At 74.6% G+C, this 22,735-nt stretch carries 23 protein-coding genes, 1 pseudogene and 1 riboswitch; of the genes and pseudogenes, 8 read left to right on the top strand and 16 right to left on the bottom strand.

Annotated elements, in window-relative coordinates; all coding sequences use genetic code 11:
* Positions 1–126: pseudogene (locus F8274_RS19570) on the top strand (DUF4331 family protein); the annotation flags it as partial.
* 136 nt (positions 127–262) lie between these two features.
* Here F8274_RS19570 and F8274_RS19565 read toward each other — a convergent pair.
* Positions 263–1,312, bottom strand: a complete 1,050-nt coding sequence (locus F8274_RS19565) for an aldo/keto reductase (RefSeq protein ID WP_151463825.1) — start codon at positions 1,310–1,312, stop codon at positions 263–265.
* A 78-nt stretch (positions 1,313–1,390) separates the two neighbouring features.
* A complete protein-coding gene (locus tag F8274_RS19560; protein ID WP_151463824.1) occupies positions 1,391–3,334 on the bottom strand; it encodes an ABC transporter ATP-binding protein in 1,944 nt (647 codons plus the stop codon).
* Between the two features lie 248 nt (positions 3,335–3,582).
* On the opposite strand from F8274_RS19560, the gene pgi reads away from it, so the two are divergent.
* Complete coding sequence (pgi, locus tag F8274_RS19555; RefSeq protein WP_151463826.1) at positions 3,583–5,217, top strand: glucose-6-phosphate isomerase; 1,635 nt, start codon at positions 3,583–3,585, stop codon at positions 5,215–5,217.
* A 45-nt stretch (positions 5,218–5,262) separates the two neighbouring features.
* Here the strand turns inward: pgi and F8274_RS19550 are convergent, their stop codons facing one another.
* The 7 genes from F8274_RS19550 to F8274_RS19520 form a co-directional block, all read right to left on the bottom strand.
* Entirely contained in the window at positions 5,263–5,673 is a 411-nt protein-coding gene (locus F8274_RS19550) for a type II toxin-antitoxin system Phd/YefM family antitoxin (protein ID WP_151463823.1), read from the bottom strand.
* Between the two features lie 77 nt (positions 5,674–5,750).
* Entirely contained in the window at positions 5,751–6,299 is a 549-nt protein-coding gene (locus F8274_RS19545; RefSeq protein ID WP_151463822.1) for a GNAT family N-acetyltransferase, read from the bottom strand.
* A gap of 50 nt (positions 6,300–6,349) precedes the next feature.
* Positions 6,350–8,071, bottom strand: coding sequence for an acyl-CoA dehydrogenase family protein (locus F8274_RS19540; protein ID WP_151463821.1), 1,722 nt, complete (start codon positions 8,069–8,071; stop codon positions 6,350–6,352).
* The gene (locus tag F8274_RS19535) at positions 8,068–8,643 is read right to left on the bottom strand and encodes a PadR family transcriptional regulator (RefSeq protein ID WP_151463820.1); all 576 of its coding nucleotides are present in this window, start codon (positions 8,641–8,643) and stop codon (positions 8,068–8,070) included. Before F8274_RS19535 ends, F8274_RS19540 begins: the two co-directional genes overlap by 4 nt.
* A 49-nt stretch (positions 8,644–8,692) precedes the next feature.
* Positions 8,693–9,841: a GTPase HflX gene (gene hflX / locus F8274_RS19530; protein WP_151463819.1), complete on the bottom strand. Its 1,149-nt coding sequence runs from the start codon at positions 9,839–9,841 to the stop codon at positions 8,693–8,695.
* A 31-nt stretch (positions 9,842–9,872) separates the two neighbouring features.
* Positions 9,873–10,337 carry a hypothetical protein gene (locus tag F8274_RS19525; protein ID WP_151463818.1) on the bottom strand — a complete coding sequence of 155 codons (465 nt, stop codon included), beginning with the start codon at positions 10,335–10,337 and terminating at the stop codon, positions 9,873–9,875.
* A 43-nt stretch (positions 10,338–10,380) separates the two neighbouring features.
* Positions 10,381–11,652 (bottom strand): hypothetical protein, encoded by a 1,272-nt coding sequence (locus F8274_RS19520; RefSeq protein ID WP_151463817.1) that lies wholly within the window; start codon positions 11,650–11,652, stop codon positions 10,381–10,383.
* 199 nt (positions 11,653–11,851) lie between these two features.
* On the opposite strand from F8274_RS19520, the gene F8274_RS19515 reads away from it, so the two are divergent.
* From F8274_RS19515 to F8274_RS19500, 5 genes are all read left to right on the top strand, one after another.
* The gene (locus F8274_RS19515; protein ID WP_151463816.1) at positions 11,852–13,327 is read left to right on the top strand and encodes an NAD(P)/FAD-dependent oxidoreductase; all 1,476 of its coding nucleotides are present in this window, start codon (positions 11,852–11,854) and stop codon (positions 13,325–13,327) included.
* A gap of 68 nt (positions 13,328–13,395) precedes the next feature.
* Positions 13,396–13,506: riboswitch (SAM riboswitch) on the top strand.
* A 32-nt stretch (positions 13,507–13,538) separates the two neighbouring features.
* Positions 13,539–13,670 carry a hypothetical protein gene (locus F8274_RS32360; protein WP_255474577.1) on the top strand — a complete coding sequence of 44 codons (132 nt, stop codon included), beginning with the start codon at positions 13,539–13,541 and terminating at the stop codon, positions 13,668–13,670.
* A gap of 101 nt (positions 13,671–13,771) precedes the next feature.
* On the top strand, positions 13,772–14,629 hold the full coding sequence (locus F8274_RS19510) for an ABC transporter substrate-binding protein (protein ID WP_151463815.1): 858 nt from the start codon (positions 13,772–13,774) through the stop codon (positions 14,627–14,629).
* Positions 14,630–14,679: 50 nt separating this feature from the next.
* Positions 14,680–15,459 (top strand): amino acid ABC transporter permease, encoded by a 780-nt coding sequence (locus F8274_RS19505; RefSeq protein ID WP_151463814.1) that lies wholly within the window; start codon positions 14,680–14,682, stop codon positions 15,457–15,459.
* Positions 15,456–16,199, top strand: coding sequence for an amino acid ABC transporter ATP-binding protein (locus tag F8274_RS19500; protein WP_151463813.1), 744 nt, complete (start codon positions 15,456–15,458; stop codon positions 16,197–16,199). Before F8274_RS19505 ends, F8274_RS19500 begins: the two co-directional genes overlap by 4 nt.
* A 10-nt stretch (positions 16,200–16,209) precedes the next feature.
* Here the strand turns inward: F8274_RS19500 and F8274_RS19495 are convergent, their stop codons facing one another.
* From F8274_RS19495 to F8274_RS19465, 7 genes are all read right to left on the bottom strand, one after another.
* A complete protein-coding gene (locus tag F8274_RS19495; RefSeq protein WP_151463812.1) occupies positions 16,210–16,905 on the bottom strand; it encodes a dihydrofolate reductase family protein in 696 nt (231 codons plus the stop codon).
* Positions 16,902–17,537, bottom strand: coding sequence for a GTP cyclohydrolase II (ribA, locus tag F8274_RS19490; RefSeq protein ID WP_151463811.1), 636 nt, complete (start codon positions 17,535–17,537; stop codon positions 16,902–16,904). Before ribA ends, F8274_RS19495 begins: the two co-directional genes overlap by 4 nt.
* Positions 17,538–17,606: 69 nt before the next feature.
* Entirely contained in the window at positions 17,607–18,584 is a 978-nt protein-coding gene (locus F8274_RS19485; protein ID WP_151463810.1) for a lysylphosphatidylglycerol synthase domain-containing protein, read from the bottom strand.
* A gap of 52 nt (positions 18,585–18,636) precedes the next feature.
* On the bottom strand, positions 18,637–19,449 hold the full coding sequence (locus tag F8274_RS19480) for an SAM-dependent methyltransferase (protein WP_151463809.1): 813 nt from the start codon (positions 19,447–19,449) through the stop codon (positions 18,637–18,639).
* Positions 19,446–20,483 (bottom strand): glycosyltransferase family 4 protein, encoded by a 1,038-nt coding sequence (locus F8274_RS19475; protein ID WP_151463808.1) that lies wholly within the window; start codon positions 20,481–20,483, stop codon positions 19,446–19,448. Before F8274_RS19475 ends, F8274_RS19480 begins: the two co-directional genes overlap by 4 nt.
* Before the next feature lie 4 nt (positions 20,484–20,487).
* Positions 20,488–20,886 (bottom strand): 6-carboxytetrahydropterin synthase, encoded by a 399-nt coding sequence (locus F8274_RS19470; protein ID WP_151463807.1) that lies wholly within the window; start codon positions 20,884–20,886, stop codon positions 20,488–20,490.
* Position 20,887: 1 nt separating this feature from the next.
* Positions 20,888–21,865, bottom strand: a complete 978-nt coding sequence (locus F8274_RS19465; RefSeq protein ID WP_151463806.1) for a zinc-binding alcohol dehydrogenase — start codon at positions 21,863–21,865, stop codon at positions 20,888–20,890.
* Between the two features lie 53 nt (positions 21,866–21,918).
* On the opposite strand from F8274_RS19465, the gene F8274_RS19460 reads away from it, so the two are divergent.
* Positions 21,919–22,735 (top strand): CDP-alcohol phosphatidyltransferase family protein (locus tag F8274_RS19460; RefSeq protein ID WP_151463805.1); only part of this gene is annotated, 817 nt, incomplete at its 3' end.

The following is a 22,735-nucleotide window of genomic DNA, read 5'->3' as shown; positions in this document are numbered from 1 at the left end:
AAGGTCTTCGCCGGCCAGCGGGCCGACGGCTTCTTCGTCGACCTGGGCGCCATCTTCGACCTCGGCACGCTGCGCCCCTTCCAGCAACTGCACGTGGCCGGCAAGAAGCTGTTCAAGACCGAGGGCGGCGGCCGGCGGCAACAGTCACCCGGTCCACCTGCGGCGGCCGGCGGCGCGGCCCGCGCATCAGGCGCCGCGCTCCGGCGGTCAGTCGGTGGCTCCCGGCGATGTCGCGGCGGCCCGCTCGGCCGGCGGCCGACGATCAGGCGGCGGCCCGCTCGGCCGGAGGCCGACGGCGGCGTGACGGGTCGGTGAGCGCGGGCGGGGACCAGACGCCGTCCGGCGGGTAGAGGTTCGTGCCGGGCGGGACGATCTCGTCGATCCGGTCCAGCACGGCGTCGTCCAGCACGAGCTCCGCTCCCTTGAGCAGCCCCTCCAACTGCTCCAGCGTGCGCGGCCCGAGGATCGTCGAGGTGACGGCCGGGTGCGCCACGGTGAACGCGACGGCCAGCTCGGGCAGCGAACAGCCGATCTCCTCGGCGAGCGCGACCAGTTCCTCGACGGCGGCGTACTTGGCGGCGTTGCCCGGCAGCGCCGGGTCGAACCGGGCCGGGGTGCGCGCCGGGCGGCCGGCGGTGAGGTCGACGGCCGCCCCCTGCCGGTACCGGCCGGTGAGGAAGCCGGAGGCCAGCGGGCTCCACACCAGCACGCCCATGCCGTACCGCTGGCAGACCGGCAGGACCGCGGTCTCGATCCCGCGGGCCAGGATCGAGTACGGCGGCTGCTCGGTGCGGAACCGGCCGAGCGCCCGCCGCTCCGCCACGTGCTGCGCCTCGACGATCTCCTCGGCCGGGAAGGTCGAGCAGCCGAACGCCCGGATCTTGCCGGCCCGGACCAGGTCGGTGAGCGCCCCGAGGGTCTCCTCGACGTCCGTGGTGTGGTCGGGCCGGTGCACCTGGTAGAGGTCGATCCAGTCGGTGCCGAGGCGGCGCAGGCTGTCCTCGACGGCGCGGACGACCCAACGCCGCGAGTTGCCGCCCCGGTTGGGCCCCTCCCCCATCGGGAAGTGCACCTTGGTGGCCAGGACCACGTCGTCGCGCCGGCCCCGCAGCGCCTTGCCGACGATCACCTCCGACTCGCCCGCCGAGTACATGTCGGCGGTGTCCACGAAGTTGACGCCCCGGTCGAGGGCGGCGTGGACGATCCGGGCGCAGTCGTCGTGGTCGGGGTTGCCGACCGCGCCGAACATCATGGTGCCGAGACAGTGGACGCTGACCTGGATGCCGGTGCCGCCGAGGACGCGGTGACGCATGCAAGCTCCCTGAGGTGACGCCGCGCTGACCGGGCGGCGGCCGGTGCGGTCACCGTAGGAGTTCGAGCGCACTGGAGGTCAACGCTCGGCTCCGGCGTCGCCGGCCTGCGCCAGGTAGCCGGCCGCCTGAAGCTGGAACAGCTCCCGGTAGAGACCCTCCTGGGCCATCAGCTCGTCGTGGTCGCCCTGCTGAACGATCCGGCCGTGGTCCAGCACGAAGATCCGGTCGGCGTGCCGGACGTTGGCCAGCCGGTGGGTGACGAGCACGACGGCCCGGTCGGGGTGCCGCCGCAGGTGCTGGAACAGGGCGTGCTCGGCCCGCGCGTCGAGGGCCGCCGACGGCTCGTCGCAGATCAGCAGGCGGGCGTCCCGGTAGAGACCGCGGGCCGCCACGAGCCGCTGCCACTGCCCGCCGGAGAGGTCCTGGCCGTCCTTGAACTGCCGGTCCAGCAGCGTGTCGTACCCGAACGGCAACTCGGTGATCATGTCGTGTGCGGCGGCGTCGCGGGCCGCGTCCTCGACCTTCGGGCCGGGCCGGTCGGCGGGCCGGTCGTGCCGGCCGACCCGGATGTTCTGCCGGGCCGTGAACGGGAACTTCCACCAGTCCTGGCTCATGACCGCGGCCTGCGCGGCGGTCTGCCGCGGGTCCAGCTCGGCGGTGTCCACCCCGTCCCAGCGGATCACGCCGGCGGTAGGCCGGTAGAGGCCGGCGACGAGCTTGGCGAGAGTGGTCTTGCCGGAGCCGTTCTCCCCCACCAACGCGATCACCTCACCGCGCCGCACGGTGAGACTGACCTCGTCCACGGCGGCCGTCTCGGTGTCCGGGTAACGCAGGCTCACCCGGTCGAGCTCGATCCGGTCGAAGCCGTCGACGGGCCGCGTGCCGCCGGCCGGCACCCGGTGCCGGGCCCGGTCCAGGAAGTCGCGGTAGTCCTGGTAGTAGAGCGCGTCCTCGTAGAGCGAGTTGGTGGCGAACACCGCGGTCCGCAGGCCGGCCCGGGCGGACTGCAACGCCAGCAGGGCGGTGGCTGCGGCGGCGAGGGCCACGACGCCGTTGAGCAGCAGGCCGCCGAGGACCGCGTAGAGCCCGAAGGCGGCGACCCCGGTGGCCGACAGGCCGACCGCGCGGGTCGCCGTCTGCGAGCGGGCCAGGCGCAGCTCGGCGCGGGTCTCCAGGCTCACCATCCGGTGGTACTCCGCCAGCAGGAACTCCCGCATCTGGTACGCGCGGATCTCGGCGGCCGTGTGCCGGTCGGCCATCAGGTCGCCGAGCAGGAACTTGCGCCGCCGGCGGGTGATCCGGGCCAGCCAGTCGGAGTGCTGGCGGCGGGCCATCCGCACGGCGGTCACGGCCTCCGGCGCGGCGGCGACCAGCAGGCAGGGCAGCAGCAGCGGATGGATCACCGTCACCGCCGCCGCGGTGGCCGCCACGCCCACCACGCCGCTGACCAGGTTGACGGTGTCGTTCACGATGGACCCGGCCTCGGCCAGGCCCCGGTCGCGGGCCCGCACCATCTCCTCGGCGAACCCGGCGTCGTCGAAGGCGGCCAGTTCGACCGCCGAGGTGGTCTCGAAGAGCCGCAGCTCCACCGCGTAGTTGATCTGCGGGATGAGCCGCGCCTGCGCCCAGCCCGCGGCCACGGTCAGGGCGCCGCGGACGGTGACCGCCGCTGCCGCCAGCGTCAGGGCGGGCAGCGCCGCGCGGATCCGGTCGGGCGTGGGGCCGGCGGCGAAGAGCTGGTGCAGGACCCCCGTCGTGGCGAGCAGGCCCAGCGTGGTGAGCACGCCGGCGGCGACGTTGAGACCGATCGAGGCGAGCGTGTCCCGCCGGCTGGTCGCCCAGGCCAGGGTGACGGCCTCCCGGACCAGGGCGGGCAGCCGGCGGGCCACCGACCAGAAGCTGGTGTGGGCAAGCTCGGTGGCCCGGTGCATCCAGTGCGGGTCCTCCAGCTCCGGCAGCGCCGGTCCGTCCGCCGGCTCGTCCTGGTCGGACGGGGGACGGGGGCCGATCACCGTGGTCATGGCACCTCCTCGGCGGGACGGGCAGCACCGGAGCTTACTGTTCGCAGTCGGATGCTGTCTGCCCGTGACCGGCGTGTCGAACACCCGTCCCAAACGCGTGTCGCGCCGGCGGATCCCCGCTTCCGAGGGTGGGCGATGTCGCGTCGCGTCGCGCGTACCGGCTCCGGGTGGCAGGCTGGTGGGGTCGCCGGCAGCGGGGCGACGCCGGCCCGGCCGGCAGACCCGTCGTGAAGGAGAAGATCGACCCGATGGCTGTGGACGTCACCACCACGGACGAATGGCAGGCCCTGCGCAAGCACGCCGAGGCGGTGCGCGGCACGCACCTGCGGGAGCTGTTCGACGCGGACGGGCAACGGGGTGAGCGGCTCACCGGCGAGGTCGCCGACCTGCACGTCGACTACAGCAAGAACCTGGTCACCGACGAGACGTTGAGCCTGCTGACCGCGCTCGCCGAGCGGGTCGGGCTGACCGACCGGATCGCCGCCATGTTCGCCGGTGAACACATCAACTCCACCGAGGACCGGGCCGTGCTGCACACCGCCCTGCGCCTGCCCCGCGACGCGTCGCTCACCGTGGACGGCCAGGACGTCGTCGCCGACGTGCACGCCGTGCTGGACCGGATGTCGGCGTTCGCCGAGCGGGTCCGCTCCGGCGCCTGGCGGGGCCACACCGGCGAGCGGATCAGCACCGTCGTCAACATCGGCATCGGCGGCTCTGACCTCGGGCCGGTGATGGCGTACGAGGCGTTGAAGGCGTACCGGGACGCGGGGATCAGCTGCCGGTTCGTGTCCAACATCGACCCGACCGACATCCACGACAAGACCACCGACCTGGACCCGGCCAGCACGCTGTTCGTCGTGGTCTCCAAGACGTTCTCCACCCAGGAGACCCTGGCCAACGCCGACCAGGCCCGGCGCTGGCTGCTGGCCGGGCTGGACGCCGACGACAGCGCCGTGGCCCGGCACTTCGTCGCGGTCAGCACCAACGAGCAGCGGGTCCGCGACTTCGGCATCGACCCGGAGAACATGTTCGGCTTCTGGGACTGGGTGGGTGGGCGCTACTCGCTGCCCTCCGCGGTCGGGCTGTCGGTGATGCTGGCGGTCGGGCCACAGCGGTTCCGGGAGCTGCTGGCCGGCTACCACGCCGTGGACGAGCACTTCCGGACCACGCCGGTGGCGCGGAACGTGCCGGCGCTGCTCGGCCTGCTCAACGTCTGGTACACGGACTTCCTCGGCGCGGAGACGCACGCGGTGCTGCCGTACGCGCAGTACCTGCACCGGTTCCCGGCCTACCTGCAGCAGCTCACCATGGAGAGCAACGGCAAGTCGGTGACCCGGGACGGCCGGCCGGTCACCTACCCGACCGGGGAGATCTTCTGGGGCGAGCCGGGCACCAACGGTCAGCACGCCTTCTACCAGCTCATCCACCAGGGCACCCGGCTGATCCCGGCCGACTTCATCGCGTTCAGCCAGCCCAACCACGACCTGGGCGACATGCACGACCTGTTCATGTCGAACTTCTTCGCGCAGACCGCCGCGCTCGCCTTCGGCCGCACGAAGGAGCAGGTCGAGGCCGAGGGCACCGCGCCCGAGGTGGTGCCGCACCGGGTGATGCCGGGTAACCACCCGACCACGTCGATCATCGCGCCGAAGCTGACCCCGGCGACGCTGGGCCAGCTCATCGCCCTCTACGAGCACATCGTCTTCACCGAGGCCGCGGTCTGGGACATCAACGCCTTCGACCAGTGGGGCGTGGAGCTGGGCAAGGTGATGGCCAACCAGCTCGCCCCGAAGCTCACCGGCGCCGGGCCGGATCTCGGCGACGTGGACTCGTCCACCGCCGCGCTGATCCGGCGTTACCGGGCGCAGCGCGGCCGGGACTGACGGGCGCCCGCGGCCTCCGGCCCGAGGTGGTCGGAGGCCGCACGGTCAGCCGCGCAGCAGGTCGGCGTGGGCGGCGCGGAGCCGGGCGAGCGCCGGGTCGCCGGCCGGGGCGCGCCGGTCCAGCTCGGCCCAGACCTCGGCGAGGGCGTCGGCGAGGGTGCGCAGCTCGGCGGCGTGCCGCCGGCTGCTCTGCCGGTGCAGCTCCTCCAGGCGGCGCGACCAGCCGGCGCTGATCGCGGCGATCCGGTCGGCGTCGGCGCGAGCCTGCGCCGCGGTGCGCGCCGCCGCGGCGGGCACGATCGCGGCGACCGGGCGCGGATCGCCGTCGCGGGTGACGACGGTGACGGTGTCGGTCAGCTCGGCGAGGGAGACGAGCTGGGTGAGCCGGGTGCGGACCTCGCGCAGCGGCAGGGCGCGCGGCTGGGGGGACCGGTCGGCCAGTGCGGGGACAGCCATGGATACATGTTGACGTCCGGGTACGACAGAACTCCGCCGCGTGCCAATCGCCCGGTCCCTCCGAGGCCAGGGCCCGGCTATCCCTCCGGCTTCCATTCCGGGGACAGCACGGACCAGACCTCCAGGTCGGCCCGGCCGTCCGGCCCCGGCGCGGCCTCCCGGAGCACACCGTCGCGGCTCATCCCCAGCCGCCGTGCGACGGCGATGCTGCGCGCGTTGTCGGCCTTGGTGACCCACTCCACCCGGTGGATGCCGCGGTCCCGGACCGCCCAGCCGATGATCACGCGGGCGGCGCGGGTGACGAGGCCCTGCCCCTCGGCGGCGGGCTCCAGCCAGCAGCCGGCCTCGGCGACGCCCGTGGTCGTGCTGAGCGACACGAACATCACCCCGCCGACCAGCGTGCCGTGCCGCCAGATGCCCCAGATCCCGCCGTCGTCGCGGGCCCACCGGTCGGCGTAGTTCTGAAGGACCCGGCGGGCGGAATCGGCGTCGGTGGCCACGAAGGACGCGCCCACCCAGGGGGCGATGTGCTCCCGGCAGCGGTCGAGGTTGGCGAGGAACTCGTCGGCGTGCCACGGCATCAGCGGCCGCAGCTCGGCGTCGTCGGTCAGGGCGAGGGCGAACATCCGAGCAACCTACCGGGCGGGGGCGCCGCGGGCCGCCCCCGCCCGACCGGTCAGGGGTGCATCTCGTACGCGCCGGCGAGGTCCACCACCCGCTGCCACACCCGGGCGGTGCGGTCGGCGTCGGTGACCGGGCGCCGGAGGTGCGCCACGGCCCAGGCCGCCTGCGCCTCGGTGGTGGCCGCCCTGCCGTGCAGTTCGGTGGCGTACGCGGAGAAGTCCCGGACCAGCAGGTCGAAGATCTCGTCGAGCAGGTCGGCGTCGAGACCGGTCAGCTCGGCCTGCTCGAGGATCAGCTGCCCGTAGACGACGAGCGCGAAGAGCTGGCCGACGGTGAGCAGGAAGTCCAGGTCCCGCTGCTGGGTCTCGTCCGGCGCGTGGGCGGCGAGCAGGGCGGCCAGCCCGTCGGCCTGCTCGCGGAACCGGGCCACGTTGGGCACGTGGGCGTGCGCGTCGTAGGCGGCGCGCCAGTCGTGGAAGCGGATCGCGCCGAGGCCGCGGGCCGGGCCCTGCGCGAAGAGGAACTCGTCGTCGGCCGGGTCGCGCCGGGTCGGCACGGGCGGGTGCTCGGCCGGCCGGAACAGGTAGTTCGGCAGGAACTTGAGGATCAGCGCCAGGTTGACGTGCACCGTGCCCTCCAGCTTCGGCAGGCCGCGGATGTCCTTGGCGGCCTTGTCGAAGTAGGTGTCGGCCTCGAAGCCCTTGGCGGCGATCACGTCCCAGAGCAGGTCGATGACCTTCTCGCCCTCGGTGGTGACCTTCATCTTGGTCATCGGGTTGAACAGCAGGTACCGCCGGTCGTCCGGGCCCGCCGAGCGGAAGTAGTCGACCGCGCGGTCGCTGAACAGCTTCATGGCCACCAGGCGGGCGTACGCGTCGGTCAGCTCGCGGCGCACGTGCGGGAAGTCGGTGACCCGCCGGCCGTAGAGGATCCGCTGGTGGGCGTGGGTGACCGCCTCGTACATGGCGTGCTGGCAGATGCCGATGGAGGCGGTGCAGAGGTTGAACTTGCCGACGTTGACGGTGTTGAGCGCGGCGTCGAAGGCGGCCGGGCCGGTGTGCAGCACGTCCTCGGCCCGCACCGGGTAGTCCTCCAGGCGGAACTCGCTGACGTACATCTGCGCGTTGACCACGTTGCGGACCAGCCGGTACGCGGGGTGCCGGCTGTCGGCGGCGAAGAAGACGTACCCCTCGGGGCCCTCCACGTCGGCGCGGCGGCCGAAGACGGAGACCAGCCCGGCGACGTTGCCGTTGCCGATGTAGTACTTGCCGCCGGTGGCCCGGAAGCCGCCCGCGCCGTCCGGGGTGAGCAGCAGATCGGTGGAGTAGATGTCGGCGCCGTGCGGCCGCTCGGAGAGGCCGAACGCCATGACGTGCCCCTCGTCGAGCAGCGCGGCGGCGCGGGCCCGGGCGGCGGCGTTGCCGCTCTGCCAGACCGGTCCGAGGCCGAGCACGGTGACCTGCCACGTGTACCAGTAGCCGAGGCCGTAGAAGCCGAGGATCTCGCTGAGCGCGGCGTTGCGGGCGGTGTCCCAGCGCTTGTCCGGGTCGCCGCCGCCGTCCGCGGCCGGGGTGAGGAAGGTGGCGAAGAGCCCCTCCTTGGCGGCGAAGTCGAGGAAGTCGGCGTACCACTCGTGGTGGTTGTAGCTGTCCACCAGGGCCCGCTTGCCGCGGGACTCGAACCAGTCGACGGTGGCGCGCAGCAGGCGCCGGGAGGTCTCGTCGAGGTGGGCGGGGTCGTAGCGGTGCGGGTGGAACAGCAGCGGGTCGGTCACGAGGTCGCCTTCCTGGGGGTGGCGGGGTCGAGGTGGCGCAGGGTGTCGAGGACGTCGTCGAGCCAGGCCAGCACCATGCGCTCGTACGCGATGCCGCCGCGCAGGACGACGTGCTGGAGGGCCGCGCGGGCGTCGGGAGCGGCGGTGTCGGGGAAGTCGCGGCGCTCGCCGGCCAGGTAGCCGGCGAGGGTGGCCTCGTGGTCGGCGCGGTAGCGCTCGACCTCGGCGACCAGGGCGGCGCGGCCGGCCGCGTCGTCGAACGCGGCGCCGCGGATCTTGACGGCCAGCTCGTGCCGGACGGCCTCCGGCTGCACCGGGGCGCGCAGCCAGGTGACCAGGGCGGACCGCCCGGTGGGGGTGACGGACCAGACCTTCTTGTCCGGCAGCCCCTCCTGGCCGATCTCCTCGGCGGTGAGCCAGTCGTCGTGCTCCATCCGCTTGAGCACCCGGTAGATCTGCTGGTGGGTGGCGGTCCAGAAGCGGCCGATCGAGCGGTCGAAGCGCCGGGCCAGCTCGTACCCGGAGGCGGGTTGCTCCAGGAGCGAGACGAGGATGGCGTGCTCCAGCGACATGCCGGCCATCTTGCTATGCAACGAGTTGCATAGCAAGACCCGGCTTCGTTCAGCGGCGGCCCAGCCGGGCGGCCAGCTCGGCGCGCAGCCGGTCGACGCCCTCGCCGGTCAACGCCGACACCGGCACGGCCTCCGGGCAGGCGCGGCACAGCGCGTCCACCCACTCCGGGGGCGCCACGTCGATCTTGTTGAGCACCAGCAGCTCGGGCACGTCCCCCGCGCCGATCTCGTGCAGCACGCCGTGCACGGTGGTGATCTGCTCCAGCGCGTCCGGCGCGGCGGCGTCGACCACGTGCAGCACCAGGTCGCTGCCGCTCACCTCCTCCAGCGTCGACCGGAACGCGTCGACCAGCTGGTGGGGCAGGTGCCGGACGAACCCGACCGTGTCGGTGACCGTGTAGGTGAGGTCGCCGGTGGAGATCCGCCGCACCGTCGGGTCGAGCGTGGCGAAGAGCACGTCCTGGACCGGCGCGTCCGCCCCGGTGAGGCGGTTGAGCAGCGCGGACTTGCCGGCGTTGGTGTAACCCGTGATAGCCACCGAGGGCACCCGGTTGCGGGCCCGGCGGCCTCGGTTGCGCTCCCGTCGCCGGGCCAGCTCGCGCACGTTGCCCCGCAGCCGGGTGGCCCGCTGCCGCAGCCGGCGGCGCTGGGTCTCCAGCTTCATCTCACCGGGACCGCGCACGCCCATGCCGGCGCCGCCGGCCATCCGGCCACCACCCACCCGGGACAACGCGCGGCCGTCGCCGCGCAGCCGGGGCAGTTGGTACGCGATCTGCGCCAGCTCCACCTGCACCCGGCCCTCGCTGGTCCGGGCGTGCTCGGCGAAGATGTCCAGGATCAGGGCCGTCCGGTCGACCACCCGCACCCCGGTGCGCTCCTCGAGGTTGCGCACCTGTCCGGGGCTCAGCTCGCCGTCGGCGATCACCACGTCGGCGTGGGTCCGCTCGGCCACCGCGGCCAGCTCGTCCACCTTGCCGGCGCCGACGTAGGTGGCCGGGTCGGGCCTGGTCCGGTTCTGCACCACCGACTCGGCGACGGTCAGCCCGTCGGTGTCGGCCAGGCGGCTCAACTCGGCCAGCGAGGTATCGCTCCCCGGGCCGCTGCCGTCCCCGTCCTCGGGATGCACCGCCACCAGGACCGCCGTCGGCCGCCCCCCGGTTGTCGCGGCGCCCGCGCCCATCAACCACGTCCCGGCCATCGCCCACCTCGCTTCTCCGCCTGGATCCGATCTACCCGGGTCGGACCGGACCATGCGGTGCGGGGAGATGATCGTGGAGCGCGGCGAACTGCGCCACGGTCAGGTACGAGGGGTTCGCCGCCTGCGGCTGCCGGAACACCTCGGCCCCGGCCAGCCGCGCGTCGGCGCGCAGCAGCTCCCGGCACACCCGCAGCGGCTCGTCGAGGATGGTCAGGTCCAGCGGGAGGGTCCACGGCTCGCCGGGCTCGCCGGGACGCGGCGCGGCCGCTACGCGGCCCAGGCCCCACACCCCGTACGGCGCCCGGCCGCGGCTGCCGCTGGCCCAGAACACCACGGGCTGCCCGGCCCGCATCAGCCGGACGCGGTAGCCGGGCCGGACGCACCAGCCGGTCACCGTCGGGTCGGCGGCGAAGCGGCCGGTCAGGTCCACCGCGTCCGCGTTGCCCTTGATCAGCCAGGCGCCGAGGTCGTCGAGGGTCACCCGCCGGTCGGTCATCCGGCCATTCTGCAGCCCGGCCGGCCGCCGTGCCCGGCGGCGGTCAGATGATGAGGTGGGTCCAGTAGGTCAGCCACACGGCGAACAGCGCGCCCTGGAGCAGCGCCAGCCCGGCGGTGAGCCAGCCGTCGAGGCCGGGCCGGCGGGCCCAGCGCGCCAGCACCAGCGCCACCGGGAACGCGGCCAGCAGGTAGCGCAGCAGGCTCTTGTACACCGGCGGGCCCATCGACAGCGGTACCAGCACCACGATCACCGTGTAGACCAGGTACGGCCAGTCGGCCCGCCGGCGCAGCCCGACGACCGCCACGAGCAGCATGGCCACGGCGATCCAGACCCGGAACGCGTTGGCCGAGTTGTCGCCGACCAGCGCCGACCCGGCCACCCCGAGCGGGTTCTGCACCCTGATCCCCCAGCCCTTCTCCTGGGCGTGCTGGTAGGCGAACCAGTCGCCGCCCTGCCAGCGGCAGAACGCCATGAAGGTCAGCCAGCCAGCCGGCACCAGCAGCAGCGGCCAGCCCAGCCGCAGGTACCGGGCGAGGCTGCGCGGGTCGAGGCGCCAGCCGTGCTGGCGCAGCAGCACCAGGGCCAGCGGGATCACCACCACGAAGCCGACCGAGCGGCTCATCGCCAGGAAGTAGCCGACGATCCCGACCACCAGCCAGCGGCGCTGCTCGGCGTACCAGAACGCGGCCAGGGCGAGGCAGACGAAGAGCGACTCGGTCAGCGCCGCCTGGAACAGGAACGCCGTCGGCAGGAGCAGCAGGTACCGCACGGCCCGCCGCCCGTCCGCGCCCGCGCCGTCCGGGTCGTCGGCGCCGAGCAGCCGGGCCCCCAGCCGGTACGCGAACCAGAGCTGGAACAGCAGCGCCACGTTGGCGACCACCAGCAGTGCCCAGGCGGTGTGCCCGCCGAGCAGCGGCGCGAGGGGCCGGGCCAGGAACGGGTAGAGCAGCGGGAAGCCGAAGTCGTTCCACGGCCGGTCCAGCGGCAGCCGGGCCAGGTGGTCGTAGAGGAACGAGTCCCAGGCGAACCAGAGCGAGACCCAGCGGTGCGACGACACCTGGTTCTGCTGGGTCCGCATCATCGCCTCGTCGGCGGGCGGCGCGCCGGGCACCCCGTCCCAGGCGGTCAGCACGAGCACGCCGACCAGGCTGAGCACGACCTTCGAGCCGACGAAGACGGCGAGCACGAAGCCCCAGGGCGCGGGGATCCGCGCGGCCAGCCGCCGGCCCGCCGACGCCAGCCGGGCGCGCGCGCCCGGCCGCAGGTCGGGGCCGGGCACGTCCGCCGTACCGGCCCGCCGCTCGTCCGCCATCCCGCTCCCACCGGCCGCCCCGCGACCGACCCCCGGACCGGGAAACCGTCGGCGGTTCCCCGTTCCGTGCCGGTTCACACCCGCCCACCCCGAACGGGTGACCCGGGTTCGGTGGATTGCCCGCCGCAGGTGAGTCGGCGGGCAGGACGGGTAAGGGCGCTGCCGCATCGGCAGGCTGGCGGCGGGGGGCGCGGACGGCATGGGTGACGGCAACGGGACCGTGGTCATCGGGGCGGGGCCCGCGGGGCTGACCGCCGCGTACGAGCTGCTGCGGCACGGCGAGCCGGTCCGGGTCTACGAGGCCGACGGCGTGGTCGGCGGGATCAGCCGCACGGTGGAGCGGGACGGCTGGCGGTTCGACATCGGCGGGCACCGGTTCTTCACGAAGGTCTCCCGGGTGGAGGACTTCTGGCACGAGATCCTGCCCGACGAGGACTTCCTGCTCCGGCCCCGGATGAGCCGGATCTACTACCGGGGCGCGCTCTACGACTACCCGCTCAGCGCCGGCAACGCGCTGCGTAACCTCGGCCTGGTGGAGGCGTTGCGCTGCGTCGGCTCGTACGGGCGGGCCCGGCTGCGCCCGCCGAAGGACCAGTCGCACTTCGAGGGGTGGGTGTCGGCCCGGTTCGGCTGGCGGCTCTACTCGAAGTTCTTCAAGACCTACACGGAGAAGGTCTGGGGGATGCCGGCCGACCAGTTGCAGGCCGACTGGGCCGCCCAGCGGATCAAGAACCTGTCGCTGTCCACGGCGGTGCTCAACGCGCTGCTGCCCCGGCGCAACCGCAAGGACGTCACCAGCCTCATCGAGGAGTTCCAGTACCCGAAGCACGGCCCCGGGATGATGTGGGAGCGCTGCACCGAGGAGGTGGAGAAGCGGGGCGGCACGGTCCGGCTGAACACCTGGGTGACCGAGGTGCACCGGGACCCGGCCGCACGCCGGGCGACCGCCGTGACGGTGGTCGACGGCGACGGAGCGCGCACCGAACAGGCCGACCACGTGATCTCCTCGATGCCGATCTCCGCGCTGGTGCGGGCCATGCGCCCCGAGGCACCACCGGAGGTCCGGGCCGCCGCCGAGGACCTGCGCTACCGGGACTTCCTGACCGTCGCGCTGGTGGTGCCGGAGGAGTTCTCCTTCCCGGACAACTGGATCTACGTGCACGACCCGGCCGCCAAGGTGGGCCGGATCCAGAACTTCGGCTCCTGGTCGCCGTACCTCGTGAAGGACGGGCGGACCTGCCTCGGGCTGGAGTACTTCGTCTTCGAGGACGACGAGATGTGGCGGACGCCGGACGCGGACCTGGTCGCCTTCGCCACGGCCGAGCTGGAGCGGCTGCGCCTGGTTCGCCCCGGCTGCGTGGAGGCCGGCTACGTGGTCCGGATGCCGAAGGCGTACCCGGTCTACGACGAGCGCTACCAGCACAACGTGGACGTGATCCGGGACTGGCTGGCCCGTGCGGCCCCGAACGTGCACCCGGTGGGGCGCAACGGGATGCACCGCTACAACAACGCCGACCACTCGATGCTCACCGCGATGCTGGCCGCCGAGAACATCGCCCACGGCGCCGGCCACGACGTCTGGACGGTCAACGTCGAGCAGGACTACCACGAGCAGCGGACGCCGTCGCGGCACGGCACCGGGCGCGACGCCCCGGTCATGCCCGCTCGCCGGTAAGGCCCGGGCGTGAGCGTGGTCATAACGGCTGGACGGTCGGGGCCGGCCTCCTGCTAGCCTTCTCGGCAGGTCATGAGCGCCAGCGCCAAGCCCCGGCTCGCTGGCCGGCAACCCTCCTCCGCGGTGGGGTGCCCCGGGTGAGGACCAGGCACCGGCAGCCGCCGGTGCAAGCGTGGCCTGGTACCCAGGTCATCACCGACCCGAGGGAACCATGTCTGCTCAGCTCCGCACCCCGCCCGCCGACGGCATCGCCTACCCGGCGCGTTTCGCGCTGGTCAAGCGGCGGCACGTCGACCTGATGCGGGTGTGCAGCGACGCCTGTCGCCGCCCCGACGCGCGCTGAGCGCCACTCCCCCACCTCCGCACCATCCCTTGCGGCCCGCCCGACCCCGGGCGCGCCGTCGGCGGCGTGCGCCCACGCCGCCTGAGACCCTGGAGACACCTGTGCGATTCCGTACCGCCCTGACCCGCGCCGCCGCGCTCAGCGCCGCCGCCGTGCTCGCCGCGACCGCCCTCACCGCCTGCGGCGACAACGGCTCCACGAGCGAGGCCGCCAACCCGTACGGCCTGCTGCAGGCCGGCGTGCTGCGCGCCGGCACCCTCACCGACGCCCCGCCGAACGTCTACCTGAAGGACGGGAAGTTCACCGGCTTCGACAACGACCTGCTCACCGCGGTCGCCGGAAAGGCCGGCCTGAAGGTGGAGTTCGTGGGCACCGACTTCTCCGCCCTGCTCGCCCAGGTCAACAACCACAAGTTCGACGTGGGCAGCTCCTCCATCACCATCACCGAGGCCCGGAAGAAGACCGTCGACTTCGGCAACGGCTACGACTTCGGCTACTTCGGGCTGGACGTGCCCGCCGGCTCCCCGATCACCGGCTTCGACCAGCTCGCCGGCAAGCGGGTGGTCGTCGTGCAGGGCACCGTGCAGGACGACTACGCCACCCGCGAGAAGCTCAACCCGGTGCGGGTGCCGGACTACAACGGCGCGATCAACCAGCTCAAGGCCGGCACCGCGGACGCCTGGATCGCCCCCGCCGAGATCGGCGACAAGTCCGCCGCGGACAGCGGCGGCAAGATCACCGTGGCCGCGAAGCAGCTCAGCCCGGCCCCCACCGCGTACGCGGTGGCCAAGGGCAACGACAAGCTGCGCGAGGCGCTGGACAAGGGCCTCGACGAGGTGATCGCCGACGGCACCTGGAGCCGTCTCCAGGCGCAGTACTACCCGGGCCGTCCGATCCCGGCCGACTTCACGCCGGGCAGCGGCACGGTCGCCGTGCCGTCGCCGTCGGCGGCCTCCTGACCTGACGACGGAGACGCGGAACAACGGAGACGAGCGGGGCGGACGGAGACATGGATCCACTGAGCACCCTGTGGGAGACCTTCTTCGACTGGGACGCCATGCGCGAGGCGCTGCCCGAGATGCTGACCGTCGGGCTGCCCAACACGCTGCTCCTGGCGGTCTCCGCCGCCCTGCTCGGCTCGGTGCTGGGCATGCTGCTGGCCGTCGCGGGCATCTCGCGTACCCGCTGGTTGCGGTGGCCGGCCCGGGTCTACACCGACGTGTTCCGCGGCCTGCCGGCGGCGGCGACGATCCTGCTCATCGGCGTCGGCCTGGCGCCGCTGGGCATGCAGCTGTGGGGCCCGAACCCCTACCCGCTGGGCGTGCTGGCGCTGTCGCTGATCGCCGCCGCCTACATCGGCGAGATCTTCCGGGCCGGCATCCAGAGCGTGGAGGCCGCCCAGCTGGAGGGGGCCCGGGCGCTCGGCTTCTCCTGGGGTGAGGCCATGCGCCTGGTCATCGTCCCGCAGGGCGTACGCCGGGTGCTGCCGGCCTGGGTCAACCAGCTCATCGCGCTGATCAAGGACTCCAGCCTGGTCTACTTCCTCGGCCTGGTGGCCAGCCAGCGGGAACTGTTCCGGATCGGCCAGGACTACGCGGCCACCACCGGCAACGAGTCCGCGCTGCTGCTGGCCGGCCTGTTCTACCTGGTGCTGACCGTGCCGCTGACCCACGCCGTCAACTGGATCGACCGGCGGCTGCGGCAGGGCCGGTCGGTGGCCGCCCCCGACCTCGACGTCGAGCTCGACCCCGCCGGCGCGCCGGCACCGGCCGGAAAGGACCCGCGATGAGCACCACCACCGCCACCTCGGTCAGCCTGGCCATCCGCGACGTCCACCTGGCCTTCGGTCAGCACCAGGTGCTGCGCGGCGCCGACCTGGAGGTGGCCCGGGGCGGAACCGCCTGCGTGATCGGCCCGTCCGGCTCCGGCAAGTCGACGCTGCTGCGGACGATCAACCGGCTCATCGAGCCGGACCGGGGCGACGTGCTGCTGGACGGGCGCAGCGTGCTGGGCGACGACCCGGACGCGCTGCGCCAGCGGATCGGCATGGTGTTCCAGCAGTTCAACCTGTTCCCGCACATGACCGTGCTGCGCAACCTCACCCTCGCGCTCCGCAGGCTCAAGAAGCTCTCCGAGGACGAGGCGGCGCAGGTCGCCCGCGCCCAGCTCGACCTGGTCGGGCTGGCCCACAAGGCCGACTCCCGGCCGGCGCAGCTCTCCGGCGGGCAGCAGCAGCGGGTGGCCATCGCCCGGGCCCTCGCGCTGCGGCCGCAGGTCATGCTCTTCGACGAGGCCACCTCGGCACTCGACCCCGAGCTGGTCAAGGGGGTGCTCGGGGTCATGGCCGACCTCGCGGCCGCCGGCATGACCATGGTCGTGGTCACCCACGAGATGGGCTTCGCCCGCGAGGTGGCCGACACGGTGGCCTTCATGGACGCCGGCGTCGTGCTGGAGGCCGGCCCGCCGGCCGCCGTCTTCGAGGCCCCGGAACACCCCCGGCTGCGCCGCTTCCTGTCCCAGGTGCTCTGATCCGGGCCCGTCAGCCGCCGGAGGGGCAGCGGTCCGAGAGGGCGTAGCGGGTGAGCACCACGTCGCCGATCTGGCGGACCTCGACGACCCGGGCCCGGCGGCCCGCGTGCCACGGGAAGTGGCCGTCCCCGACGAACCGGGGCGCCCGGCGGTCGCCCACGAAGAACGGCGCGACCACCAGGTGCAGCTCGTCGGCGACACCGGCGGTGAGGAACTGGCAGTGCACCGTGCCCCCGCCCTCCACCATGAGCCGGCCGACGCCCCGCCCGGCCAGGTCGGCGAGGACCGCCCCCGGGGTCACCGGGTCGCCCGCGTCGACCACCGTGGCCACCGCGCCCACCTGCTCCCGGGTCTTCTCCGCCACGCCGCTCGGGCAGTAGACCAGCTTCGCCCCCTCCCCCATGGTGAAGAACCGGGCGGTCGGGTCGAGATCGCCGCTGGCCGTGACCGTGACCTTCACGGGGCACGGCGGCAGGCCGCGCGCCACCCGTTCGGCCCGCCGCCGCTCGCTGCGCACCAGCAGCCGGGGATCGTCGCGGCGGACCGTGGCGGCGCCCACCATGATCGCGTCACAGCCGGCCCGCACCGCGTCGATCCGGTCCAGGTCGGCGTCGTTGGAGAGCAGCAGCCGCTCGGTGGTGGCGTCGTCGATGTAGCCGTCGATCGACATCGCGCAGCTGAGCAGCACGTACGGCCGGCTGGTCACGGCACGAACGGCAGGTCGAGGGCGTGGTCCGCGCGCGTCACCTTGGCCGCCAGGTAGCCCGCGTTCGCCGGGGACAGGTGCACGCCGGTGAGCACCCGGTCGACCACCGTGACGCCCAGCCGCTCCAGCTGGGCGGCCTTGTCCGGGTTGTTGCTGAGCAGCGCCACCCGGGTCACGCCCAGCGCGGCGAGCATCTGCGCGGCCACCGTGTAGTCGCGCTCGTCGGGGCCCCGGCCGAGCGCCACGTTGGCCTCGTAGGTGTCCAGGCCGCCGTCCTGCAGGGCGTACGCGTCGAGCTTGGCGTAGAGGCCGATGCCCCGGCCCTCCTGCCGCAGGTAGAGCAGGTAGCCGCCGGCCTCGGCGATCCGCTCGACCGCCTCGCGCAGCTGCGGGCCGCAGTCGCAGCGCTGGCTGCCGAACACGTCCCCCGTGAGGCACTCGCTGTGCGGGCGGACCAGCGGCGGTGAGCTGTCCGGGTCCCGCCGCTCACCGAGCCCGATGGCGAGGTGCTCGCGGCCGTCGACCAGGCCGTGGAAGGAGTGCACCCGGGCGGTGGTCACGTAGCCGTCCGGAAACCGCAGGGGAACCGTGACCTCGGTCCGGACCGTCGCGGCGGGCAGAGTTTCGTCCATGCTTCTCCTTCGTCCGCGGCTGCCGGACGTGCCGGCAACACACACCTCGCACCCTCACCGTAGGCGGGATCACCGACAGTCGCCGGGCACGGCGGTCGGCCGCCGGTGGATCAGCAGCACCGCGGCGCCCGGCAGGCTGGCCACCAACACCAGCGCCCCGTACACCGTGCCGGTGGCGACGCCCTGCGCGGCGGTGAGGCCGGCTGCCGCGAACGCCCAGGCCGCGACCCCCTCGCGTGGCCCGAACCCGCCCACGTTGGTCGGTAGTCCCATGGCGAGCAGGGCAAGCAGGGTCAGCGGCACCAGCCGGGACAGCGGCGCGTCGGCGCCGGCCGTGCGCGCCGCCACCACGAAGGTGGCCAGGTGGCCGGCGACCACCACGGCGGAGGCCGTCACCACGCCCAGCCAGGTGCGCCGGGCGAGCAGCCCGGCCCGGACGTCGGCGACCGCGGTGCGCGCCGCGCGGGCCCAGCGGGACGCCCCGGAGCGGGGCACCGCCCGGGCGGCCAGCGCCAGCGCCAGCGCGACGGCCGCCAGCCCGGCGGCCACCACCGGCAGGTACGGCCGGACCGGGGACGGCAGCGCCGCCAGCACGGCCACCGCGATGACCAGCTGGACCACCTGCCCGGCCGTGCGTTCCCAGACCACGGCGCGGACGCCCCGGGCCACGTCCCCGGCGTCCCGGCCGTGCCGGACCGCCCGGTGCACGTCGCCGAGCACCCCGCCGGGCAGGGTGGAGTTGAGGAAGACCGCCCGGTAGCAGTGCGCGACCGCGGCCCGCAGTGGCAGCCGTACGCCCAGCCCGCCGGCGACCAGCGACCAGCGCCAGGCGCAGCAGACCGTGGTGATCGCGCCGATCCCGAGCGCGGCGGCGAGCGCCGGGGCGTCGATCAGCCGCAGCCCGGCCAGGAACGGGCCGGTGCCCACCGACCAGACCAGCGCGGCGAGCACGGCGAGCCCGGCGAGCGGGCGGGCCCAGGCCCAGAACGACCGGGCCGGAGCGGACGCGGCGGCCGGGACGGGCCCGGCGACGGCGGCGTGTGACAAGAGTGGTCCTCCCTCGGTCCATCTGTTGTCACGTGCCGCCGGCCGGTCCGGTTCACCCGGCGAGCAGGTCGGCGTGGTGCAGCACCACCCGCAGCCGGCCGTCCGCCGCCTCGGCGAGCCGCCGCTCCCGGTACCCCCCGGCCACCCCGGCCAGCTCCGGGCGCTCCTCGACGGCCGCGTCGAGCCAGCCCACCAGCCACTCCGCGGTGAGCGCTGCCTGCTCCGGGCCGAGGCGCCACGGGCTGGACCGGACCCGCACCGGTACGCCCCGGCGGCGGAAGGCCGCCACGGTGACGTCCACGGCGTCCGGGCCGAGCAGGGCACGGCCGGCGGCGGTCCGCCGCTGGTGGGCGTTGAACGCGGCTTCGAACTCGGCGTCGAGCGGGTCGGCGGGGGTGAAGCGCACCCGGCCCAGCACGGTGAGGGCGAACAGGGTGGGGTGGCCGGCGCAGGCCGCCACGATCCGCTCGACCTCCCCGGCGGTCAGCATGTCCAGCAGCGCCGAGGCGGTGACCAGGTGGGCGTCGGCCAGGTCGGCGGCGGCCAGCCGGGTGATGTCGGAGCCGCGGGTCAGCACGGTCACCGGGTCGCCGTCGGCGGCGGCGGTCCCGCCGGCGGCGGCCAGCGCCAGCAGGTCGGCGTCCCGCTCGTGCAGCACCCAGCGTTGCGGGCCGGGCAGCCGCGGGGCGAGCCAGCGGGCCATCGAGCCGGTACCGCTGCCCAGGTCGTGCACGACGAGCGGCCGGTCGGCGGGCAGCCGGCGGCGGACCGCGTCGAGCAGGTCGGCCGAGCGGGCCGCCGCGTCGGCGGGTTCGCGCAGGCGCAGCCAGTCCGCGAAGCCGGGGGGAAGTAGCGAGGTGGTCATGCCGCCGTGGCCTCCTTGAGGGCAGCGGCCAGCCGGTCCCCGGTGACCGCCCAGCCGGTGAGGGTGTCCCGCCGCTGCCGGGCGGCGCGGCGCAGCCGGTCCCGCAGGTCCGGGTCGGTGAGCCAGCGGCGCAGCGCGCCGGCCAGCGCCGCCGGGTCCGCCGGGGGCACCAGCAGGCCGGGGCGGTCCCCGTCCGGGCTGCGCCCGAGCGTCCGGGGCAGGCCGCCGGTGTCGCTGGCCAGCACCGGCACGCCCCGGGCGAGCGCCTCGGTGACCACCATCCCGTAGGTCTCCCGGCGGGACGGCAGCACCAGCAGGTCGGCGGCGGCGTACGCGGCGGCCACGTCGGCCCCGGTCAGCGGCCCGGCCAGCCGGACCCGGCCGGCGAGGCCGGTGTCGGCGAGCTGCCGGCGGAGCCGCGCGACGAAGTCCGGGTCGCGGGTGAGCGGGCCGACCAGGTCGCACGTCCAGGGCAGGTCGGCGACCCGGGTGAGGGCGCCGGCGAGCACGTCGTGCCCCTTGAGCGGGGTGACCGCCGCGACGCAGAGCAGCCGGGTGCCCTCCGGCGAGCCGGCGGTGACCGGCGCCGCGTCGACCCCGGGCGGGGCGACCCGCACCCGGTCGGCGGCGAGCCGGTAGCGGTCGAGCAGCCGGCGGCGGGTCCACTCGCTGGTGGAGACCACGGCCGTCGCCGCGGCGAGGGCCCGGCCCTCGACCTCGTCCTCCCGCGGCAGGTGCACCAGCACCACGAGGCGCAGCCGCCGGGCGTGCGGGGCCAGCACCTCGGGCACGGTCGACGCGACCAGGCCGTCGAGCAGCACGGCCGCGCCGTCGGGCAGCGCGGCCAGCACCCCGGCCAGCGCCGCCCGCTCCCCCGGCCCGGGGTGCGGCCAGCCGCCCGGCACCGGGTGTTCCCGCACCGTCCAGCCGCGCGCGGCCAGCTCGTGACAGGCCCGGCGGTCGTATCCGTTGCCACCGCTGGGGCTCGCCGGGTCGTCGATGTCGCCCGGCAGCACCACGTGCACGACCGTCATCCGGTCACAGCGACCGCTCGTAGCTGGCCCACGCGACGTGCGACTCGTGCAGGGTGACGGTGATCCCGGCCAGGCCGCGCGCCCCCTCGCCGAGCCGCCCGGCGTGCACCGCCCCGGCCAGCCGGTCGGCCACCGTCCGCGCCAGCACCTCGGTGGTGGTGTTCACCCCGGCGAAGTCCGGCTCGTCGTCCAGGTTGCGGTAGCTGAGCGCGCCGAGCACCGCCTTGAGCTGCTCGGTGGCCAGGCCGATGTCGACCACGATCCCGTCGGCGTCCAGCTCCGGCCGGCGGAAGGTGGCGTCGACGACGAAGGTCGCGCCGTGCAGCCGCTGGGCCGGGCCGAACACCTCGCCGCGGAAACTGTGGGCGACCATCATGTGGTCCCGGACGGTGACGCTGAACATGTCACTCCTCGTCGTAGGTGATGAGCTGGCAGAGCGCGGGGAGCCGGCCCGAGGCGAGCCGGTCGAGCACGTCGGGCAGGTCGGCGAAGCGGGACCGGCCGGTGATGAGGGCGTCGAACGCCGGGTCGGCGAGCAGGTCCAGGGCCACCGCCAGCCGGTCGGCGTAGCTGCGGTCGGCACGCCGGGGCGACACGGTGCCGACCTGGCTGCTGCGGATGCCGAGGCGCTTCGAGTGGAACGCCCCGCCCAGGGTGAGGGAGACCGGGCGGTCGCCGTACCAGCTCAGCTCCAGCACGGTGCGCTCCGGGCGGAGCAGCTCCAGCGCGCGTTGCAGCCCCTCGGCCGTGGCGCTGGCGTGCACCACCAGGTCCCGGTCGCCGGCCGCGTCGGCGGGCAGCGCGAAGTCGACGCCGAGCGCCGCGGCCACCGCCGCCCGGGCCGGGTCGGCGTCGACCAGCTCGACGCGGACCCCGGGGAAGCGGGCCAGCACGGCGGCCACGCAGCAGCCGACCATGCCGCCGCCGACGACGGTGACCCGGTCGCCGACCAGCGGCGCGGCGTCCCAGAGCGCGTTCACCGCGGTCTCCACGGTGCCGGCCAGCACCGCGCGGGCCGCCGGCACCGCATCGGGTACGACCACCACGGCGTCGGCCGGCACCACGTACGCGGTCTGGTGCGGGTGCAGGCAGAAGACGGTACGCCCGCGCAGCTCCGCCGGGCCCGCCTCGACGGTGCCGACGCTCAGGTAGCCGTACTTCACCGGGGCCGGGAAGTCGCCCTCCTGGAACGGGGCGCGCATGGCGGCGTGCTGGTCGGCGGGGACCCGGCCGCTGAAGACCAGGGTCTCGGTGCCCCGGCTGACGCCGGAGTAGCGGGCGCGGACCAGCACCTCGCCGGGGCCGGGCGGGGTGAGCGTGACCGGGCGGAGCTCACCCTCGCCGGGGGCGCGGAGCCAGAAGGCGCGGGCGTCACCGGTCACGAATTCTCCTCTTTTCCGCATCCGGACCGAACCGGACGGCCGAATTTCCCGTGATGACTGACAGGGTTGTCGATCATAGACACGGAGGCAGGGTGTCCACGGTTCGAAATGGCCCCTTGGTCGGGCTGAGCGTGCAGTTCGTCCTGCTGGCCGGTCTCGCCGGCACGGTGGGCCTCGGCGTGGCGGGCTGGCTGGCCGGCCTCGCGTACGCCGGGGTGCTCTGCGGGCTGCTCCGGCACGGCCTGCGGGCGGCCGGCGCGGACCGGCTCGGCCCGGCCGACCGGGTGACGCTGGCCCGGGCGCTGCTGGTCGGCGGGGTGCTGGCCCTGGTCGTCGACGGCGGGCCGGCGCCGGTGGCCGTGCTGGTCCCGCTCACCGCGGTGGCGCTGGCGCTCGACGCGGTGGACGGCCAGGTGGCCCGGCGCACCGGCACGGTGAGCGCGCTGGGCGCCCGGTTCGACATGGAGGTCGACTCCTTCCTGCTCCTGGTGCTCAGCGTGCACCTCGCCCCGTCGGTCGGGGCCTGGGTGCTGGTCATCGGCGGGATGCGGTACGCGTTCGTGGCGGCGAGCTGGCCGCTGCCCTGGATGGGCGGCGCGCTGCCGCCCCGGTTCTGGCGCAAGGTGGTCGCGGCGGCGCAGGGTGTGGTGCTCGCGGTGGCGGCGAGCGGGTTGCTGCCGCCGGCGGCCACCGCGGCGCTGGTCGCCGGCGCGCTGGTCCTGCTGGTCGAGTCGTTCGCCCGCGACGTCACCTGGCTGTGGCGGCGCCGCCCGGCCGCCCCGGCGGCCCGGCCCGTCCCCGCCGTCGAGGTCGTCCCCGCGGCCGGCCCCGCCGTGCTCGCCGCGACCGCGCTCCCGGCGCTGGACCTCC

The sequence above is a fragment of the Micromonospora sp. AMSO31t genome (assembly GCF_008868175.1).
Lineage (GTDB): Bacteria > Actinomycetota > Actinomycetes > Mycobacteriales > Micromonosporaceae > Micromonospora.
This window is presented reverse-complemented; position numbering and strand designations above follow the sequence as displayed.

Coding starts and splice junctions, on each gene's coding strand:
- F8274_RS19565 (WP_151463825.1), bottom strand. CDS start 1,312: ATGCGTCACCGCGTCCTCGGCGGCACCGGCATCCAGGTCAGCGTCCAC.
- F8274_RS19560 (WP_151463824.1), bottom strand. CDS start 3,334: ATGACCACGGTGATCGGCCCCCGTCCCCCGTCCGACCAGGACGAGCCG.
- pgi (WP_151463826.1), top strand. CDS start 3,583: ATGGCTGTGGACGTCACCACCACGGACGAATGGCAGGCCCTGCGCAAG.
- F8274_RS19550 (WP_151463823.1), bottom strand. CDS start 5,673: ATGGCTGTCCCCGCACTGGCCGACCGGTCCCCCCAGCCGCGCGCCCTG.
- F8274_RS19545 (WP_151463822.1), bottom strand. CDS start 6,299: ATGTTCGCCCTCGCCCTGACCGACGACGCCGAGCTGCGGCCGCTGATG.
- F8274_RS19535 (WP_151463820.1), bottom strand. CDS start 8,643: ATGTCGCTGGAGCACGCCATCCTCGTCTCGCTCCTGGAGCAACCCGCC.
- hflX (WP_151463819.1), bottom strand. CDS start 9,841: ATGGCCGGGACGTGGTTGATGGGCGCGGGCGCCGCGACAACCGGGGGG.
- F8274_RS19525 (WP_151463818.1), bottom strand. CDS start 10,337: ATGACCGACCGGCGGGTGACCCTCGACGACCTCGGCGCCTGGCTGATC.
- F8274_RS19520 (WP_151463817.1), bottom strand. CDS start 11,652: ATGGCGGACGAGCGGCGGGCCGGTACGGCGGACGTGCCCGGCCCCGAC.
- F8274_RS19515 (WP_151463816.1), top strand. CDS start 11,852: ATGGGTGACGGCAACGGGACCGTGGTCATCGGGGCGGGGCCCGCGGGG.
- F8274_RS32360 (WP_255474577.1), top strand. CDS start 13,539: ATGTCTGCTCAGCTCCGCACCCCGCCCGCCGACGGCATCGCCTACCCG.
- F8274_RS19505 (WP_151463814.1), top strand. CDS start 14,680: ATGGATCCACTGAGCACCCTGTGGGAGACCTTCTTCGACTGGGACGCC.
- F8274_RS19500 (WP_151463813.1), top strand. CDS start 15,456: ATGAGCACCACCACCGCCACCTCGGTCAGCCTGGCCATCCGCGACGTC.
- ribA (WP_151463811.1), bottom strand. CDS start 17,537: ATGGACGAAACTCTGCCCGCCGCGACGGTCCGGACCGAGGTCACGGTT.
- F8274_RS19480 (WP_151463809.1), bottom strand. CDS start 19,449: ATGACCACCTCGCTACTTCCCCCCGGCTTCGCGGACTGGCTGCGCCTG.
- F8274_RS19475 (WP_151463808.1), bottom strand. CDS start 20,483: ATGACGGTCGTGCACGTGGTGCTGCCGGGCGACATCGACGACCCGGCG.
- F8274_RS19470 (WP_151463807.1), bottom strand. CDS start 20,886: ATGTTCAGCGTCACCGTCCGGGACCACATGATGGTCGCCCACAGTTTC.